The organism is Frankia sp. CcI156 (assembly GCF_001983015.1).
GTDB lineage: Bacteria > Actinomycetota > Actinomycetes > Frankiales > Frankiaceae > Frankia > Frankia casuarinae.
Genome location: NZ_MOMD01000008.1, coordinates 1 through 4,369, shown reverse-complemented (window position 1 = coordinate 4,369; position 4,369 = coordinate 1). Strand labels below are relative to the sequence as shown.

Annotated in this window: 4 protein-coding genes; 2 read left to right on the top strand and 2 right to left on the bottom strand. The window is 68.7% G+C overall.

What is annotated here, in order from left to right:
- Positions 1–120: 120 nt before the first annotated feature.
- Positions 121–1,245, bottom strand: coding sequence for an acyl-CoA dehydrogenase family protein (locus tag CcI156_RS03900; RefSeq protein ID WP_254847260.1), 1,125 nt, complete (start codon positions 1,243–1,245; stop codon positions 121–123).
- Between the two features lie 30 nt (positions 1,246–1,275).
- On the bottom strand, positions 1,276–1,611 hold the full coding sequence (locus CcI156_RS03895) for an enoyl-CoA hydratase-related protein (RefSeq protein WP_076804323.1): 336 nt from the start codon (positions 1,609–1,611) through the stop codon (positions 1,276–1,278).
- On the opposite strand from CcI156_RS03895, the gene CcI156_RS03890 reads away from it, so the two are divergent.
- Both CcI156_RS03890 and CcI156_RS03885 read left to right on the top strand, forming a co-directional pair.
- Positions 1,610–1,882 carry a hypothetical protein gene (locus CcI156_RS03890; protein ID WP_049760852.1) on the top strand — a complete coding sequence of 91 codons (273 nt, stop codon included), beginning with the start codon at positions 1,610–1,612 and terminating at the stop codon, positions 1,880–1,882. The two genes, CcI156_RS03895 and CcI156_RS03890, sit on opposite strands and share 2 nt — an antisense overlap.
- Positions 1,883–2,107: 225 nt before the next feature.
- The gene (locus tag CcI156_RS03885) at positions 2,108–4,057 is read left to right on the top strand and encodes a class I SAM-dependent methyltransferase (RefSeq protein WP_175637533.1); all 1,950 of its coding nucleotides are present in this window, start codon (positions 2,108–2,110) and stop codon (positions 4,055–4,057) included.
- The last annotated feature ends 312 nt before the right edge of the window (positions 4,058–4,369 follow it).

The window sequence follows — 4,369 nt, the reverse complement described above, 5'->3', positions numbered from 1 at the left end:
AACCGTGTCCGCGCGGAGGCGGACCTTGTCGTTCCGCCATGTCCACCGGGCGGGCCGAACCCCCCGAACCCCCCACGTACCGAACAGACCCGGCTCCAGGCGTGGTTGGTCTCTTGCCGGTCAGAGGGAGCGGGCGATGAGCTCCTTCATGATTTCGTTGGTGCCGCCGTAGATCCTCTGGACGCGGGCGGCGGCGTACATGCGGGCGATGGGGTACTCGGTCATGTAGCCGTAGCCGCCGAAGATCTGTAGGCAGCGGTCGACGATCTCGCACTGCTTGTCGGTGGCCAGGTATTTGGCCATGGACGCGGTTGCTCCGTCGAGCCGGCCGGCCACATGCTCGGTGATGCAGTGGTCGATGAAGGTGCGCAGCGCCAGCGCTTCGGTACGGCACTCGGCGAGCACGAACCGGGTGTTCTGGAATTCCAGCAGGGGTTTGCCGAACGCCGTGCGCTCCTTGGCGTAGGCGATGGCCAAGTCGACGGCGTGTTCGGCGGCGGCCGCGGCATTCACCGCGATGGACAGCCGTTCCTGCGGCAGCTGCTGTACCAGCTGCACGAAGCCTTGGCCCTCGGCCGGACCGAGCAGGTTGACCGCAGGCACCCGCATGTCGGTGAAGGCCAGCTCGCGGGTGTCGGTGCCCATCGCGCCGATCTTCTGCAGCACCCGGCCGCGTTCGAACCCCGGCAGCCCCTGGGTTTCCGCCACGATCAGCGACAGCCCTCTGCCGCCGGGCGCGTTGCCGGTGCGGGCCACGATGATGAGCAGGTCACAGTGGGTACCGTTGGTGATGAACGTCTTTGCACCGTTGATCACGTAATGGTCACCCTCACGCCGGGCGGTGGTGCRCACGGCCTGCAGGTCGCTACCGGTGCCCGGTTCGGTCATCGCGATCGCGCCGACGAACTCACCGGACGCCAGTCTGGGCAGCCAGCGCTGCTTCTGCTCGTGGTTGCCGTAGGCGTTGATGTAGTGCGCGACGATCGGGCTGTGCACCAGGTAGGCCYAGCAGTCGTCGGCGATGTAGCCCTGCTCGCGCAACACCACGGCCTCGTGCGCGAACGTGCCGCCACCGCCGCCGTACTCAATGGGGCAGCTGATGCACAGCAGGCCGATCTCGCCGGCCTTGTTCCAGAACTCGCGGTCGACCGCGTGCTGCTCGGTCCACCGCCCGTGGTTGGGTTCGGATTCCTTGGCCAGGAAGGTGCGGGTGAGGTTTTGGAGCTGGTCGAGCTCCTCGGTCATCCACGATGATCGGTAGGTCATAGTCTGTCCTCAGTGGCCGGTAAAGTTGTCGGTGATCCGTTCGGCGATTTTCGTCGCGGTGGCAAGGGTTCCGGTGTCGGGGACGACCTCGGCGGCCAGCCTGGCGGCGAGCGCGTCGGCGAGCGCGTCGGCGGCGATGATCGRCTCGCCGGTGAGCAGCATCCGCATCGCCGTGGCCTTGCCGGCCGCGTGCACCAGCCGCTGGGTGCCGCCCGCGCCCGGGATCACCCCGAGGGTCACCTCGGGCAGCCCGCCCTTCGAGGCGGAGTAGGCGGTCTGGCCGATCTGCCTTGCAAAGGCCGCGGTCGACGCGGTGTTGACGATGACGGCTTCTCGGATACTCATGCTGTCCGACGGTACGGCAGGCTATACAAACGGTCAGCTGATCATCCTGCTCGCCGACCTCACCCTCAGCCAGGTCCGCGACCTACGTGCCGCCGGCATTTCCACCAAGCCCGATCCAGAGCACACCCAGGCGCTGGGCATCCTGATCCGCGAACTCGGCCCTCGCCCGCTGCAACCCATGGTCGAGCAGTTCTGGAACCGCCTCGCCCAGGACGCGCCCACCGCCGGACCACCGCCAGAGCTGGAGATCAAAATCAGACCAGTCCCGTGACCCTGACGCAGGGCTCCGGCGTGCCTGCGGTGACGTTCTCCCGTGCCGCGGCRGGTGCGGCCGAACCCAGCTGCGTGTTCCGCCCCGGTTCAGCCTGACCACCCGGTTCAGCCGCGCAGCGCGGAGCGGTCGGTGAAGCTTCGGCTGCAATTCGGAGGCAAGAGGTATTTTGCGGGGGCTTCCCGACAGCGGACCGGATGCGGATCAAATATTCAGAGGAGGCCGATGGTGAGGCGTCGTGGCTGGCTCCCGGTAGCCGCGTGTGTGGGGATCGGCCTCAACAGCATCCGGCTGCGCGGCCGGGTAGGTGCCATCGACGTCATCGAATCGGTGGACCATGGGCCCCCGGGGGGCGCGCCCGGCTCGGACGACCCYCACGCGCAGCGTCCGCCGTACGTCCTCCTCCTCGCTTCCGGAGTGCGTCTCGGCCCCGAGCATCGCCGCGCGGCCGACGCGTACGCGCGTCGGCACGGCTGCGAGGTCCTCGACCTGGTCCCGGCCGAGATGTCGGCGCACCGGATCCTCGACCTGGCGCGGATGGTCGACCCGTCCACCTACCGGTCAGCCCGGCTGGCCCGCGGTCGCGGTGCCTTCCAAGCGGTGCTCGTCGATGCAGAGGTGCTGGCCCGCACCGGCCTCACCACCGCGGACAGCACCGATCTCACCGACCTCACCGACCTCACCGAGGCCGAGCTCGTGGCCGTGCTCGAGACGTGCAAACGGCACGCCGCCGCGTCCACCGACCTCGCCGTGCTGCCCGGCCTGGTCGGTGCCGAGCCGGACGACGGGCGCACCCGGCTGTCCGTGCACCGCGCCGCCTATGCGTGGGAGCCCGCCAGACGGGTGCTGCCCGCGCTGCGGGACGCCGCCATCCTGCTCGGGGCTACCAGCAACCCGCTCGCGGCACTCGCGGCGGTGACGATGTCCTGGCTGCAGCCGGTCGCCGTGGGCGGTAGCCGACTATTGGTGACGCCCGGGACGCTGCGGCGCAGCATGCTGACGCGGCGACGCGGCGCCCTCCTCCAGCTGGTGGGGATGCCGAGCCGAACCCGTGATCTTCTCGGCGCACCGACCATCGGCCCGGACCCGGCGACGTGCCCGCGGGCTCCGCGACCGATCAGAACGGCGGGCAGGCTCACCCCCACGGAGATCGCCGAGAAGAGATCCCAGTACCGGCGGGAGCTCGCCGGCGGTCTTGACCGGTTCCTCGAGTCGCCTCGCACGACCTGCCCGTGGTGCGGCGGAAACGACCTCTCCGTACGCATGAATGGCCGCGACGTCTCCCAGGGGAAGCCCGGCCGGTTCCGCTACGACCGGTGCGGCGACTGCGGCCACGTCTTCCAGAATCCCCGACTCTCCTTCGAAGGTCTGGACTTCTACTACCGGGACTTCTACGACGGGCTCGGCGCCGCCATGATCGAGGAGGTCTTCGGATTCAGCCCGGGCCCTTATCTCCACCGGGCCAGCCTGTCGATACCGACGCCCCGTCGCTGGTTGGACGTGGGAGGCGGCCATGGACATTTCTGTAACGTGGCGAGAACGGTCTGGCCGACGACGTCGTTCGACGCACTCGACATCGGGGCGGGCATCGAGGAGGCGGAACGCCGACGCTGGGTGGATCGGGCCTACCGCGGATTATTTCCCGATATCGCCGCCGATCTGGCTGACCAGTACGACGTCATCAGCATGTTCCACTACCTCGAACACACCCGGGATCCGCTGRCCGAACTGGATGCCGCCGCACTCGCGCTGGCCCCGGGCCGCCATCTGCTGCTCGAGGTACCGAATCCGGAGAGCCCCGCGGCCCGTATGTACCGCCAACTGTGGCCGGGATGGCTGATTCCGCAACATCAGCACCTTATGCCGGCGGCCAATCTGGCGGCTGCCCTGAGCGAACGTGGCTTCGCGGTCCAGGAGATCCGGTTCGGTGACGTCCATCAGCGGGGGGACCCGGTGATGGCCCTGTACGGGCTGCTCCAGACTGTCGCGCCGTCACCGTCCTCAGCGTGGCGCACCGAGGAGGAGCCGGGCCGCCCGCGGAGGGTCCGGGCGCTGACCGCGGCCGCCATGGTCCCCGCATTCGTGGCAGGCCTGGCCCTGGACGCGATGAGCCGGCCTTATCTGACCGCCGGCAGCCGGTCGAACGCCTACCGCATCCTCGCCCGCCGGAGGTAAGCCGGAGCGCCACATTCCCGCCACCCGCGCGTGATGGCCATGAAACGTGAGTGCCGGACACCGCAGCGCCATGGTGTCCGGCACCGCGCCGGCCAAAGAACCCGGGCGGGCATTGCCGATCGGAATCCGTTCCGGACACCCTCGCCAACGCCGCTACACGTTTCTCCTAGCGGTTCGCCATATTTCAGTGGCGCTCCGTCCAGGTCCTCTCGTCAGCTCAGGCCCAGTCCCAGTTCCAGTCCCAGTCGTCCTTCTGGTGCCCACCCTTGTCGTCCCGGCCCTTCTTGTCCTTACCGTCCCAGTCCTTCTTGT